Consider the following 13,065-nt stretch of genomic DNA (forward strand, 5'->3'; position numbering starts at 1 on the left):
GTCATACTGTGGCTTGACCACGGTATCCAGAAAAACAATTTAAAATACTAATTAATTATTAGTATTTTAAGCTGAATCCTGCGATCAAGTCGCGGGATGACGAGGTCAAACCCCATAACACCAATTGACTTATTATACTCTTTTTATATCCGCACCACAATTACTTAATTTTTTTTCTAAATTTTGGAATCCACGATCTAAATGATATATTCTATGTAATATAGTTTCACTTCTAGCACTAAGTCCTGCTAAAATCAGCGATACCGAAGCTCTAAGGTCGCTTGCCATAACTTCCGCCCCCTTTAATTTTTCAACACCTCGGATGATAGCCTTATTACCTCGCACCACTATATCTGCACCCATCCTACATAACTCGGGTACATGCATAAAACGGTTTTCAAAAATATTCTCAGTAATCATTGAAACACCGTTACTAATCGTCATAAGACTCATGAATTGTGCTTGTAGATCCGTAGCAAAGCCAGGGTAAGGGTTTGTGTCCAAGTCTACGGAGTTTAGCTTATCAATATAAGTTACTTGCACTCCGTTATCGATCGGCACAACTTTTATACCGGTTTCAATGAGTTTTAAAGCTATATTTTCTATAATATGGTAATCTATTCCACAAATTTTTACGTCACCTTTAGTAATGGCTGCCGCAAACATATAAGTACCGGCTTCAATACGATCGGATAACACTCTATAGCCGGTGTTATTTAAAGAATCTCTGCCTCTAATTGTTATTTCACTAGTACCGATACCTGTAATATCTGCTCCCATTTTAATAAGACAATTACATAAATCAACTATTTCCGGCTCTCGAGCACAATTAAAAAGCAGTGTTTCGCCTTCTGCTAAAACGGCTGCAAGTATTGCATTAACCGTAGCACCGACGGAAACTTTATCAAAAACAAAATGAGTACCTATTAAACGTCCTTTACTTGAAGCATTAATATAGCCGCCTTCTATTTCAATTTCAGCTCCCATAGCTTTTAATACGGCAATATGCAAATCTACTTGTCTTGCTCCTATAGCACAACCGCCGGGCAGCGATACTTTTGCTTTACCGTATTTGGTAAGCAAAGGACCAAGCACCCAAATCGATGCTCTCATTTTACGGACTATTGCATAATCTGCGGTAAAGTTATTTATATTTCTGGTATTAGTTACAAGCTCAAATTCATCTTGGTGTTCTATTATTTCAATTTCTGCACCGTGACTTCTTAGCAAATCTTTCATAGTACTAACATCCGTTAACTTTGGAACATTAGTAATATGCAGTTTATCGGTAAGAATAGACGCTGCCATAATAGGTAGCACAGCATTTTTAGCACCGCTAATATTAATGCTACCTTTAAGAGGTTTACCACCGTGAATAATTAATTTTTGCATAAATTATTTTGATAAAATTGTAACGTCATTGCGAGGAAAAACTGATTAAATTGTCATCCCGCGGTCAAGCCACGGGATGACACCGATTATACTACACATCCAAATTTATACTACACATCCAAATTCACGACGTTTAAGGCATTCGCTTGGATAAATAATCTGCGAGGTTCAACAACGTCACCCATTAAAGTAGAGAAAATGCCCTCTGCTTCATCAATCTCTGCAACTCTTACCTGAAGCAAAGTTCTTTTTTCGGGGTCAAGAGTAGTTTCCCATAGCTGGTCGGAATTCATCTCACCAAGACCTTTAAAACGCTGAATATTTATACCTTTTTTACCGCATTCTATAATAGTATTTAATAACTGACTCGGCGTTAAAATATCGAATTCTTGACTTTTCATTATAAGCTTTAATTTCTTATCAAATATATCAAAAATCGTTAAAGCAAGCTTTGATATTTGTACAAACTCAAATGATTCCAACTGCTCTTTCAACAATATTTTACTTTCTTTTAAACCTCTGCTAAAACGGAAGAACTCTATTTTATTTTCATGTTTTAAAATTTCCCAATTAGTTTTATCAGGCGACTCTTCTAAGCTATTTAAAATATCTAAAGCTTTTTTAAGTCTTAAATCACTTGCGGACTCAAATATTTTATTATTAAGTAAATCATTAATCGCAAGAATTTCAGTAATTGAGCGGTTAAATTTTTTGCTAGCACGATCAAGTAAACTGTTAAACTTAACTACTTTATTAATTAGCTCTTCTAAATTATCACCCACTAACTGCTCTTTACCTTCTAGAATTAAGGTTGCATCATTAATAGTTGATTTTATCAAATAATCTTGCAAAGCTTGCTCATTCTTTAAATAAAGCTCGGCTGCTCCTTTCTTTACCTTATAAAGCGGTGGCTGAGCTATATATAGATAGCCTTTATTTATTAGCTCAGGCATATGACGATAGAAAAACGTGAGTAATAAAGTTCTAATGTGCGAGCCGTCAACATCAGCATCGGTCATAATAATAACTTTATGGTATCTAAGCTTTTCTAAAGAAAATTCTCGCTCAACACTAATTCCAAGAGCTGTAATTAACGTACCGATTTGGTCCGAGCCAAGCATTTTGTCAAACCTTGCACGCTCAACATTTAAAATTTTACCACGCAGAGGCAGTATAGCCTGAATTTTGCTATCCCTACCCTGCTTTGCAGTACCGCCCGCAGAGTCTCCCTCAACAATAAACAATTCTGAAATTGCTGGATCTTTTGCATGACAATCGGCAAGCTTACCGGGTAAGTTTGAGACTTCTAATGCTGATTTTCTTCGAGTCAGCTCCCTTGCTTTTCTAGCAGCTTCACGAGCATTTGCCGCTTCCATAATCTTAGCTATAATTGCCTTAGCTCCCGCCGGATGCTCTTCAAACCACTCAAGAACTTTTGTATATATGGCATTTTCAACAACCGGTCGTACTTCGGAGCTTACTAGCTTATCTTTTGTCTGAGAAGAAAATTTAGGATCAGGAACTTTAACGGAAAGCACGCAACATAAGCCTTCCCTAGTATCTTCACCGCTAAAGTCATTTTTAGCTTTTTTATTAAGACCCGTAGTATCAAGATAAGAGGTAATAACACGTGTTATCGCTGATTTAAAAGCACTAAGGTGAGTTCCGCCGTCACGCTGCCTAATATTATTAGTAAAGCATAAAATATTTTCGTGATAAGAATCGTTCCAATGCATCGCAAGCTCAAGACTGATACCGGATTCGGTATTATCGGCGTTAACTACTATATATGGATGGATAGCGTGCTTCGCTCTGTCTATATATTTTACATAAGCTTCTATACCGCCCGTATAATAAAACTCTGCTTCCTTAGCTTCTTCAAAGCGATTATCGACGAGTAAAATCTTTACGCCTGAATTTAAAAAAGCAAGCTCACGAAGACGATGCTCTATAGTGCCGAAATCAAATTCTATATTAGTAAACGTTTCTACAGACGGAAAAAAAGTAACTTCCGTACCTTTTTTGTCAATATTTTCTTTGACAACTGCAAGCGGAGCTTCCGTTATACCGTTATTAAATCTAATCAAATATTCCTTATTATTACGCCAAATACGCAGCTCAAGCCATTCAGAAAGAGCATTTACAACCGATACACCGACACCGTGTAGACCGCCTGAAACCTTATAAGAGTTCTGATCAAACTTACCGCCGGCGTGAAGTTGCGTCATAATAACTTCAGCTGCCGATATTCCTTCTTCTTCATGAATTTCAACGGGTATACCTCGCCCGTTATCAGATACGGTTACCGAACCGTTTTTATTTAATGTTACTCGTACTAGATCGCAATAACCGGCGAGCGACTCGTCGATAGCATTGTCGACTACTTCATAAATCATATGATGTAGACCCGACCCGTCTCCAACGTCCCCGATATACATTCCCGGTCTTTTTCTTACGGCTTCAAGACCTTTTAAAACCTTTATAGAATCAGCACCGTATGATGATTCGTTAAATTTTTCTTCAATTTCCGACATAATTCGACACAAATTTATTAACTTGTTGCTAGAAACAATAAAAATAACTATAACGTAACTTATTAAAATAGTAAAGTTTCTTGATTTAAAATTAGCGAGATAATAATGGATACATTAAAGTTAAAAAATATTTTCGATGTAATGGATGATTATGACGTGTTTTTATTTGATCTTTGGGGTGTAATAATCAAAGGGGGGCATACCTACCCGAATGTTGCACAAAATATTAATAAAATTATTGCACGGAAAAAAGTATATTTTGTTACTAATGCCCCACGAAATATTTTTTCACTACATCAAACAATTAAATCTTGGGGAATAAACGTGTTACCTGAAATGATCATTAGCTCAGGTGAAATAGCAGTGCAAATGATCCTAGAAAGTAAAGAACGATTCGGTATTGAAAAGCCGATAATATATCACTTAGGACATTTAGAAAATGATATAATAAATGGAATTCAATGTCCTATCACCGATGATATTAACAAAGCTAATATTTTCTTAATGACTATTTACAGAGACGAAAATGAAAATTTAGACTTAAACGAATTCGATGAATTATTTAAAATTGTTGTACAACGTAAAATGGTCAATATTTGTGCCAATCCTGACCTTGGAATAAATCAGCACGGTGTTTATAGATATTGTAGCGGCTATTATGCCAAAAAAATAAAGCAGCTTGGCGGAAAAGTAATTTATAGCGGTAAGCCGCATGCAGAAATATATAGCAAGATTTTTAAAGAATGTCATAATACCCCTAAGAATCGTATGTTAATGATTGGGGACACTTTTTACACCGATATACTTGCAGCGAATCGCCTCGGTATAGACTCTGCTCTAGTGTTAACCGGAAATTCTAGAGAATATCATATTGATTTTGATAATATTGATGAAAAACTGAATAGTTTAACGAAAACTGCTGTTAAGCAATCGATTATGCCTAATTTTGTGGTAAGTTTATCGTAACTAATTGTCATCCTGTGGTCAAACCAGCGTTGTTGCATGGATCAACTCCACCCTTATCATCCACTTGATCGCGGGATCCAGTTTAAAATACTAATAATTTTAGTATTGTTGATTGTTTTTCTGGATGCCCGTGGTCACAAGCCACAGCATGACATCAGAAAGAACTAGATTCCTGCTTAAGAAAGCGGGAATGACATCAAAAAAGAACTCTATTGATATTATCCTCATAATCTGCTATAGAGTAAAACTTAAGCGGTCGTGGCGAAATTGGTAGACGCGCAGCATTGAGGGTGCTGTTCTGTAAAAAGATTGGAAGTTCAAGTCTTCTCGACCGCACCATTCGCCGGTTTTTCACAAGGTCAAATTAGCGACCTCTTGCTGTAGGCTACTCTTTTCTTTGTTCTGAGATCATTGCTCTAAAATTTTTCTGTTTTAGCACTTCAGATTTTATATTTACTCCTAGCTTTTTTTTATTACCAAATGTCTGGGCTAATTGCATACTCCTGATAAATGAAAAGGAGTTGAAATAAAAACTATTGCTTATTTGGACTCTGTGATTTATATTGATTAGCAAATTGTACACCACCTTGCGTCAAACCTAGCTAAATCAGTTTTAAATAATTATAATAAACTATTAGGTAAATAGGTTATGCCTAATTTCAATATATTTAAAAGCATCTTACCTGATCATCACGATCAATTTGCTGAAATTTTTGATCAAATTAATGATCTGATCGAAGATCACAATTATGATGCTGCTGCAAACAGGCTGGCCAAGCTTCATTATGCCGATTTAGCGGATTTCTTAGATAATCTTAACAATAAAACATATAAAATAATTATTCCTTTATTACAGGATGAAATTAAGCCTGAAACGTTAGTATCATTAAATGCTTATAGTAAGCCTCTAATAATAGAAACTTTAGGCATAAAAAAATCTGCAGAATTAATCAATAAGCTAGTTATAGAAGATGCTATTGAAGTAGTAATTGATCTAGACGATGATATAAAAGACCTTATCCTAAGTAATCTCACTAAAGAAAAAAAACACCAAATTACCGTAGGTTGTACATATCCCGACAATACGGTAGGTAGAGTAATTGAGCGAGATTTTATTAATCTTCAAGAAGGATGGACGGTCGAGGAATCATTAAATTTTATCAAGAACGTAAAGAATGACTTTTATGCTGCAATCGTCACTGATAATAAATTACGCCCTATTGGTATTATTTCTCTTAGCACACTAATTAAAGGCAAAAAAAATGAATTAATAAAAGATTTGATGAGCAAAGATTTTAAGCTTGCAGATGCTTTTACCGACTTAAATGAACTAAGCTTCATTTTTAGACAATATGCTTTAACTATTGTACCGGTAGTAAATAAAAGCGGTAAGTTAGTAGGTAGCGTATCAATCGATAATATAATTTATATTATCGAAGAACAAGCCGGAAAAGATATATTATCATTAAGCGGGGTACATACTCAAGATACTTTCTTCAATGTATTTTATACCGTTAAACATCGTTTTCCTTGGCTCTTTGTTAATCTAATCACTGCCTGCATGACCTCACTTATCATTAACCATTTTAACGATACTATTGCAAAACTTGTAACGCTTGCAGCCACTATGCCTATTATAGCTTCAATGGGCGGAAATGCCGGAACACAAGCCATGACTGTTACGGTTAGAGCCCTTGCTAATAAAGATATTCATTATAATAATGTCAATAAAGTTATATTAAAAGAAATAGCCGTATCGGCTTTTAATGGTTTTGTACTCGCAATTATCGGAGCAGGACTTAGCTTTGTGATGTTGCTTGACTTAAATCTTAGCGTTATTTTTGCTATTGCAGTTATTTTAAATTTTTTAGTAGCCGGATTATTCGGCTCTGCTATTCCTATAATACTGCATTATTTTGATATAGACCCTGCTGCAGGCTCCGGCGTATTTCTAACAACCATAACCGATGCTTTAGGTTTCCTAACTTTCTTAAGCCTTGCTCATATTTTTTTAGTGTAAAATTTGGTGTTTATTCAAATAAAAATACATACACATTGCAGCAAACAGTAGCTATAGCTCCAAGACATTTACATATACCACAACTTGTATCCTGATTTTCAAAGTCAGTAATACTATTAATATTATTCTCATAAGATATATTATTATCTCTTTGCATATTCTGATTATTATTATTATTATTAATATTCGACTCTTTGAACAATAAATTTGCAACAGTAAGTATTAACTCACCCTGTGATGCAGTGAGATTAGTATTATTTAAGGAGCTAGCTTGTGCATACTCTTGTACTTCTAAACTATTACGGTTTGACATAGTTACATTTTGACTTTAGGATTAATATTTAAAATTATATAACAATAATCTTTAATCTGCAGCTATTTATTACTGCAATTTTTGGCATTTCCTCGAAACGGTTGATATCGTCATGAGCTAAGCGACTGCAAGGAGCGTGGCAATCCAGTAACATAATAAAAAAAATTCTGATTTACAGAATTTTTTACTGGATTGCTTCGTCAATTACTTCGTAATTTTCCTCGCAATGACGTAAACTTTTCAAATTATCAACTTTTTCTAGGCAATGCCCAATTTTTTAATTAATAGCCCACAAATTAATAATAAGATAAGAAATAACTTTTATGGAAGATTTAAGCTCTTGGAAAGAAAAGTTTGAAATTTGTGTTTATAGTAAAAAACTACTTGATAAACTCGAATATTTAAATACTAAAGTAGAAAATCCTATAGATATACTCGAAATCAAAAAAGGTATCTACTATGCCCGTAAATATCATGGTTCTCAAATGCGTCAATCCGGCGATCCTTATTATTCGCACCCGATTGAGGTAGCAATTATGCTTGCTGAATTTGTAGCTGAAGAAGCACCTAAGCTTCATAACGTTATTATGCTGCAAGCCGCTTTACTTCATGATACTATTGAAGACACTGAATTAACTGAAGAAGCAATTACCGAAATTTTTGGACCGGAAGTAGCAAAGCACATAGAAGGTCTAACTAGAATTAAATCTTACGGACAGATAAGTAGTGGAGAAAGCCTAAACTTATTAATTAAAGAGAAAAGATACAATATGGCATTAATAAAATTATTTGACCGAATTCATAATGTGCAAACTTTGGGAGTTAAATCACCTGAGAAAGCTAGAAAAATTATTGAAGAGACTTTAATAAATTTTCTTTTGGTCGCTGCTAATATAAATTATAAACTAGAACAAGAATTTGCTGAGTTATGCCTAAAAGTTTTTAATATCGAACTTGAAAGACAAAAAGCTTTTTCTAATAATAACTCTCTGCTTTCTCCTCTAACTTTATAAAATGATTTACTCCAAATGTATAACCAATTAGAATTGGAATAAAAGTAATTCGATAGTAGTTGAAATATTATTTAGTAAGATAGGGGATATAATAGCTATAATAGAAAAATTATTAATCTTACTTTAAGGACTTTTAAAGGATGTATTTTACAAACCAAATAAGTAACAATTATTGTACTTATTAATTCTATACCACAAACAATAAAATTTTGATGAATTACTTGAGCAGCACTGTAATCAAATGAGTTTTTTAGCATATTACCGCAATAAATATAAACAATATAAAACCATAACGGTGCTCCACAATGTATAAAAAAGAAAGCTATTGCTGTTGTTTTATTAATTTTTTCACTCCAAATAGGGCTTGATTTTAGCCGATTACTATCTATCCCCGCTTGTGCTACAGTTTTCTTTATTCATCTTTTTGCATCAATGAAATCCCGAAGTCTCCCTAAGATTTGTCCTTGCAACAGCACCAATTATAGCAATAGCTGCTCCAAACCAAAATGCAATACGCCAATCAAATCCAAAAGAAGTAACAAGTGTTCCTACTGCCAATGCTACAGTTGCACCTAAAGTTACAAAAACAACAAGCGAAGCCACCACCCAATAACGTTGAGGAATTTTTGTCATTTCGGTTAGATAAAGCTCGGCACCTACTACCTCTCCTATAGAGGACATCCCCTGAGCGATCCGACACGCAGTTACTACAAAAAGTTGCCGTAATACCAATTTCGGCATAAGTTTTTAAATTAGCCATTATAAGACAACAAAGCGACATTAAAAAAATTGTAATAATGACCGGCCTTATGACCTATAGTATCTCCTATCCAACCGAATATTAAAGCACCGATAGGTCTAAATACATATGTGGAATAATATGCAATGGCAGAATATAGAGAAGCAGCTCATGCATCAGCTTCAGGAAAAAGTAACTCGTTAAGAAGTACCGCCATGTGTACATAGAGCATGAGATCAAAATATTCAAGAAACGTACCTATCGATAGTAGCCCTATTGCTTCTTTTTGATTACGAGCTAAACTTTTTTGCTCTTTTGCGTAACTTAACACACTTTTTTACAGTTTAGTTAAAATTAATAAAAAACTATACTGTTTTATATAAAAATAAAAGTCAATTTAAAAAAATTAGATTTTATAGCATTGCTAACTAAAGACAGATGTCGTCATGAGCTAAGCGACTGAAAGGAGGGTGGCAATCCATAAAAATAATAAAAAAAAAATCCTAGTTTACAGAGTTTTTAACTAGATTGCTTAGTCAATTACTTTGTAATTTCCTTGCAATGACGTTAATTTATTAACCAATCTATCTTTATTTAGCAATGCCAATAAATTTCTAATTTAATACTTGCAATTTATCTTATAATTACTTATATTCAGATTCGCTTAGATTAAAAAGCACTAAGGTGTTTTATATGTAATTAATTTTGATCCCCTTAAACTTTTTACATTAAAACGCCGTTATTTTATTTAAGCGGGTGTAGCTCAGGGGTAGAGTGCTACCTTGCCAAGGTCGAAGTCGAGGGTTCGAATCCCTTCACCCGCTCCAGTTCCCTTTCATACTAAAAAATGTCATTCCCGTGGAAGCAGGACTTTGTTGTGTAGATCAGTTTTTTGTCATTGCGAGGAAATTACGAAGTAATTGACTAAGCAATCCAGTAAAAAATTCTGTAAATCAGAATTTTTTTATTATTTTACTAGATTGCCATGCTCCTTTCAGTCGCTCGCAATGACGACGTCTATCTTTGATACTAGCACAAACTTATACATTATTTATTTTACCCTTGCATAAAAACGTTTAGCTAGCTATTTTTATTTTATTAGACTTCATGCATAACCTATCTTATAAAGAGGAATTTGAAGGAAACACGGCACGCAGCACCGCAGCGTACAAAAAAGTACGTGAGGGGATATGCGAGTACTGGATTGACGTATAAATTACCTTTAGAAGGAGGTTATGCACGAAGTCTATTGCAATAATTAGGAAATTACATATGTCAGCAAGTACGCAAGATAATCAGGCAAATAATAACGATACTATAGAAATACAGGAAACTGAGGTAGTGCCTGTAGAAACAAATTCTCTACAATCGGGGTTAACAAGCTTAATACCAATGGTTTTAATTTTTGCCGTATTTTACTTCTTATTATTACGTCCACAAGAAAAACGCCGCAAAGAAAGAGAGAAATTAGTAAGTGAAGTTAAAAAAGGCGAAGAAGTTCTAACAAATAGTGGCATTTACGGTATTATAACTAAAGTAAGCGATAGCGATAATAATATTGAAGTCGAAATAGCCAAAGATGTACGTATTAAAGTTTTAAAAAGTGCTATTATTGATATAACTAGTCGTACAAAAGCAAGTAGCAGTAAAAAAGAAAATAACAAAAAAGATAAGAAGGTAAGCGGTGCAAAATCTTCCTAAGTGGAAAATTTTTCTTTCAATTATATGTACGGTTTTTGCGGTTATTTGTGCCTTACCTAATTTCATGCAGGTAAACTCTAAGTTTCTGCCTCATGATTCAGTAAATCTAGGGCTTGACCTTAGAGGAGGAGCTCATTTATTACTCGATGTTGATTTTGATACCTACTTAAATGATTCAATGGAAAATCTTGCCGACACTTTACGCAAAAATTTTCGTGAGGATAAAATTGGCTATAAAAATCTGTTAGTTAGACAAAATAGCATTCAATTAGAAGTAAGATCACCTGAGGAATTAAAGCCGTTAAAGAAAATAATTAATAAAATCGATCAGGAAATTATCACTGAAGTAAATGAAAATAAAATAAAACTAAGCTACAGTGAGTCTAGATTGAATGACTTACTTAACAAGATAGTAGACCAATCTATTGAGATCGTTCGCATGAGAGTTGATAGTACCGGCACTAAAGAGCCGACCCTACAGAAACAAGGCGATAAGCATATATTACTGCAAGTTCCCGGCGAAGAAAATCCTTCTTACTTGAAGAATATATTAGGGCAAACTGCAAAGCTAACTTTTCATTTAGTTGATGAAAATGCCAATATCGAAGAAGCGGTAAAAGGACATGTTCCGGTAGGTTCAATGCTAGTTAAGGGAGATAGCGAAAGTCATGGGGGGTATTATGTCGTTATAAAGAAAAAAGTTGTTTTAGGTGGGGATCAGCTTACAACCGCTTCAGCTTCTTTTGACCAAAATTCGCAAGCAGTAGTTGCTTTTTCTTTCAATAATTTAGGTAGTAAAATATTCGGTGAAATAACTAAAAATAATACCGGTAAACGTCTTGCTATAGTTTTAGACAATAAATTACTAAGTGCTCCAATGATAAATGGAGCAATTATGGGCGGCAGCGGTATAATAACAGGAAATTTTACCGTTGAGTCGGCAAATGAGCTTGCACTATTATTGCGAGCCGGTTCTCTCCCTGCTCCACTTAAAATTATTGAAGAGAGAAGTATAGGTCCAAATTTAGGAGCTGATTCTATAGAATCGGGAAAAAAAGCAGGACTTATAGGGTTTATAGCAGTGTGTATATTTATGGTTTGGTCTTATGGTGTACTTGGTTTATTTGCCAATATAGCCTTAAGCCTTGCATTGTTATATATTCTAGCTTTACTTTCACTTTTCCAAGCTACTTTAACTCTGCCGGGAATTGCAGGAATAATACTAACTATGGGTATGGCTGTTGATGCTAATGTATTGATTTACGAAAGAATTAAGGAGGAACTACATAAGGGAGTTTCTAATCTTTATGCTATTAGAACCGGTTTTGAATCTGCGTTTGCTACTATCCTTGATTCTAACTTAACTACTTTAATCGTTGCTTTTTTACTTTATATATTGGGAGTAGGTGTAATAAAAGGTTTTGCCGTTGCATTAACGATCGGGATCATATCCTCAATGTTTTCGGCGATTATCATTACTAAATTGTTAATAGATATTTGGGTAAAATATTTTAAACCTAAAAAGCTAGGTCTGGTGTAAGAACAATCAAGATGTCGTAATTTTGAACTTCTTGAAAGAAAAGAATTATACTCCTGTGAAATGAAGAGTTGATATACGAAGTTCAACTTGGAAAAGAGCAAGGAGTCTGTAAGCCGAGGACCGCAGCGTATAATAATACGTGAGGACTGGAGGACTTACAAAGACGACGTAGCCAATTTTTCAAGTTCAACGAGTATATATTATGAAAATGCAGTCAAATATTATAAAAATAATTATCGTAATTAGCTTATTAATAGGAGTAGGAGCATTATATTTGTTGTTATCTTTAAGAACGCCTGAAAAACCGCTTGCTGGTCAAGTTAATATCTATGAAGACAACGTAAAAATCGGCGGTGATTTTGAGCTAATAGATCAAAATGGAGAGATATTTAATAGTGATGAGTTGAAAGGCAACTTAAGCCTCATTTACTTTGGATTTACTAGTTGTCCTGATATATGCCCAACCTCTCTAAATAAAATGACGGAGATTGTAGAAATTTTAAATAAACATAAAATAGATATTCTACCTGTTTTTATCACTATTGACCCAAAACGTGACACTCCTATAGTACTTAAAGAATATCTAAAACATTTTCATCCGAAATTTATAGGTCTTACCGGTAACGAGCAGCAGATAAAAGATGTAACTAATAAATTCAAGGTTTTCTATGCTCGTGTAAATGGTGATGATGACGACCCAAACTATATGCTTGATCATTCATCTTTTACCTATTTAATCGATGCAAACGGAAAATATCTGAAACATTTCTACTTAGATTCTTCACCTAAGGAAATTATGGAGTTTTTGAAAGGCAATTAATGAGTAATTATATATTAGCTGCATATT

The 13,065-nt window shown here is 34.1% G+C and carries 11 protein-coding genes, 2 tRNA genes and 2 pseudogenes; 10 read left to right on the forward strand and 5 right to left on the reverse strand.

The window, feature by feature from the left end; translation table 11 throughout:
- Nucleotides 1-132: 132 nt before the first annotated feature.
- A complete protein-coding gene (gene murA, locus RAS_RS05255) occupies nucleotides 133-1,392 on the reverse strand; it encodes a UDP-N-acetylglucosamine 1-carboxyvinyltransferase (RefSeq protein WP_147142996.1) in 1,260 nt (419 codons plus the stop codon).
- Nucleotides 1,393-1,502: 110 nt separating this feature from the next.
- Nucleotides 1,503-3,926: a DNA topoisomerase (ATP-hydrolyzing) subunit B gene (gene gyrB / locus RAS_RS05260; RefSeq protein ID WP_147142999.1), complete on the reverse strand. Its 2,424-nt coding sequence runs from the start codon at nucleotides 3,924-3,926 to the stop codon at nucleotides 1,503-1,505.
- A 105-nt stretch (nucleotides 3,927-4,031) separates the two neighbouring features.
- Here gyrB and RAS_RS05265 point away from each other — a divergent pair, with 105 nt between their 5' ends.
- The 3 genes from RAS_RS05265 (at nucleotide 4,032) to mgtE (ending at nucleotide 6,912) form a co-directional block, all read left to right on the forward strand.
- Entirely contained in the window at nucleotides 4,032-4,892 is an 861-nt protein-coding gene (locus RAS_RS05265) for a TIGR01459 family HAD-type hydrolase (RefSeq protein WP_147143002.1), read from the forward strand.
- 252 nt (nucleotides 4,893-5,144) lie between these two features.
- Nucleotides 5,145-5,231 (forward strand) — tRNA-Leu (locus tag RAS_RS05270).
- Between the two features lie 310 nt (nucleotides 5,232-5,541).
- Nucleotides 5,542-6,912 carry a magnesium transporter gene (gene mgtE, locus RAS_RS05275; RefSeq protein ID WP_147143005.1) on the forward strand — a complete coding sequence of 457 codons (1,371 nt, stop codon included), beginning with the start codon at nucleotides 5,542-5,544 and terminating at the stop codon, nucleotides 6,910-6,912.
- 10 nt (nucleotides 6,913-6,922) lie between these two features.
- Here mgtE and RAS_RS05280 read toward each other — a convergent pair whose 3' ends face one another.
- On the reverse strand, nucleotides 6,923-7,225 hold the full coding sequence (locus tag RAS_RS05280) for a hypothetical protein (protein ID WP_147143008.1): 303 nt from the start codon (nucleotides 7,223-7,225) through the stop codon (nucleotides 6,923-6,925).
- A 125-nt stretch (nucleotides 7,226-7,350) separates the two neighbouring features.
- Between RAS_RS05280 and RAS_RS05285 the strand changes: the two are divergent.
- Together RAS_RS05285 and RAS_RS05290 are read left to right on the forward strand one after the other, a co-directional pair.
- Nucleotides 7,351-7,459, forward strand: a pseudogene (locus RAS_RS05285) (lytic transglycosylase domain-containing protein); the annotation flags it as partial.
- 89 nt (nucleotides 7,460-7,548) lie between these two features.
- Nucleotides 7,549-8,238 (forward strand): HD domain-containing protein, encoded by a 690-nt coding sequence (locus RAS_RS05290; RefSeq protein WP_147143011.1) that lies wholly within the window; start codon nucleotides 7,549-7,551, stop codon nucleotides 8,236-8,238.
- 429 nt (nucleotides 8,239-8,667) lie between these two features.
- Here the strand turns inward: RAS_RS05290 and RAS_RS09925 are convergent, their stop codons facing one another.
- Nucleotides 8,668-8,919 carry a proline/betaine transporter gene (locus RAS_RS09925; protein ID WP_232049163.1) on the reverse strand — a complete coding sequence of 84 codons (252 nt, stop codon included), beginning with the start codon at nucleotides 8,917-8,919 and terminating at the stop codon, nucleotides 8,668-8,670.
- 227 nt (nucleotides 8,920-9,146) lie between these two features.
- Nucleotides 9,147-9,308 (reverse strand): hypothetical protein, encoded by a 162-nt coding sequence (locus RAS_RS08640; protein WP_010422020.1) that lies wholly within the window; start codon nucleotides 9,306-9,308, stop codon nucleotides 9,147-9,149.
- A 421-nt stretch (nucleotides 9,309-9,729) separates the two neighbouring features.
- On the opposite strand from RAS_RS08640, the gene RAS_RS05315 reads away from it, so the two are divergent.
- The 5 genes and pseudogenes from RAS_RS05315 to RAS_RS05340 all read left to right on the forward strand — a co-directional run bounded on the left by RAS_RS05315 (nucleotide 9,730) and on the right by RAS_RS05340 (nucleotide 13,038).
- Nucleotides 9,730-9,804 (forward strand) — tRNA-Gly (locus tag RAS_RS05315).
- Nucleotides 9,805-10,084: 280 nt separating this feature from the next.
- Nucleotides 10,085-10,229, forward strand: a pseudogene (locus RAS_RS05320) (palindromic element RPE1 domain-containing protein); the annotation flags it as partial.
- 20 nt (nucleotides 10,230-10,249) lie between these two features.
- Complete coding sequence (gene yajC, locus RAS_RS05325; RefSeq protein ID WP_147143015.1) at nucleotides 10,250-10,678, forward strand: preprotein translocase subunit YajC; 429 nt, start codon at nucleotides 10,250-10,252, stop codon at nucleotides 10,676-10,678.
- Nucleotides 10,662-12,218 carry a protein translocase subunit SecD gene (gene secD, locus RAS_RS05330; protein WP_147143017.1) on the forward strand — a complete coding sequence of 519 codons (1,557 nt, stop codon included), beginning with the start codon at nucleotides 10,662-10,664 and terminating at the stop codon, nucleotides 12,216-12,218. Before yajC ends, secD begins: the two co-directional genes overlap by 17 nt.
- A gap of 202 nt (nucleotides 12,219-12,420) precedes the next feature.
- The gene (locus RAS_RS05340; RefSeq protein WP_147143023.1) at nucleotides 12,421-13,038 is read left to right on the forward strand and encodes an SCO family protein; all 618 of its coding nucleotides are present in this window, start codon (nucleotides 12,421-12,423) and stop codon (nucleotides 13,036-13,038) included.
- Nucleotides 13,039-13,065: the final 27 nt, after the last annotated feature.

The organism is Rickettsia asiatica (genome assembly GCF_007989425.1).
Classification (GTDB): Bacteria; Pseudomonadota; Alphaproteobacteria; order Rickettsiales; family Rickettsiaceae; genus Rickettsia; species Rickettsia helvetica.

What these genes read in the sequence shown, in the direction of transcription:
- murA (WP_147142996.1), bottom strand. Translation starts at nt 1,392, where the DNA reads ATGCAAAAATTAATTATTCACGGTGGTAAACCTCTTAAAGGTAGCATT.
- gyrB (WP_147142999.1), bottom strand. Translation starts at nt 3,926, where the DNA reads ATGTCGGAAATTGAAGAAAAATTTAACGAATCATCATACGGTGCTGAT.
- RAS_RS05265 (WP_147143002.1), top strand. Translation starts at nt 4,032, where the DNA reads ATGGATACATTAAAGTTAAAAAATATTTTCGATGTAATGGATGATTAT.
- mgtE (WP_147143005.1), top strand. Translation starts at nt 5,542, where the DNA reads ATGCCTAATTTCAATATATTTAAAAGCATCTTACCTGATCATCACGAT.
- RAS_RS05280 (WP_147143008.1), bottom strand. Translation starts at nt 7,225, where the DNA reads ATGTCAAACCGTAATAGTTTAGAAGTACAAGAGTATGCACAAGCTAGC.
- RAS_RS05290 (WP_147143011.1), top strand. Translation starts at nt 7,549, where the DNA reads ATGGAAGATTTAAGCTCTTGGAAAGAAAAGTTTGAAATTTGTGTTTAT.
- RAS_RS09925 (WP_232049163.1), bottom strand. Translation starts at nt 8,919, where the DNA reads ATGTCCTCTATAGGAGAGGTAGTAGGTGCCGAGCTTTATCTAACCGAA.
- yajC (WP_147143015.1), top strand. Translation starts at nt 10,250, where the DNA reads ATGTCAGCAAGTACGCAAGATAATCAGGCAAATAATAACGATACTATA.
- RAS_RS05340 (WP_147143023.1), top strand. Translation starts at nt 12,421, where the DNA reads ATGAAAATGCAGTCAAATATTATAAAAATAATTATCGTAATTAGCTTA.